This is a genomic window from Burkholderia sp. Bp8984, from assembly GCF_003853755.1.
GTDB lineage: Bacteria > Pseudomonadota > Gammaproteobacteria > Burkholderiales > Burkholderiaceae > Burkholderia.
In genome coordinates this window covers 1-332 of the sequence record NZ_QTQN01000118.1, presented here as the reverse complement: position 1 = coordinate 332, position 332 = coordinate 1, and the positions used below count along the sequence as shown (strand labels likewise).

Annotated in this window: 1 pseudogene; it reads right to left on the bottom strand. The window is 66.6% G+C overall.

The annotated features are described in order from the left end of the window. Positions 1 to 332: pseudogene (locus DID98_RS35605) on the bottom strand (transketolase); the annotation flags it as partial.

Below are 332 nucleotides of genomic sequence, written 5' to 3'. Positions count from 1 at the left end.
GTCAGGCCCTGGCCGAGCGAACCGCCGGACATCTCCATGCCGGGCGTGTAGCTCGCCATCCCCGACATCGGCAAACGACTGTCGTCGCTGCCGTAGGTTTCGAGCTCCTCGGCCGGCAGGATGCCGGCTTCGAACAGCGCAGCGTACAGCGCGATCGCATAGTGGCCGTTCGACAGCAGGAAGCGGTCGCGCCCTTCCCACTCGGGATCGTCAGGGCGATAGCGCATCGCGCCGAAATACGCGACGGCCAGCACATCGGCGATGTCGAGCGCCTGGCCGACATAACCCTGCCCCTGGACTTCGCCCATCAGCACGGCGTTTCTGCGGATGCG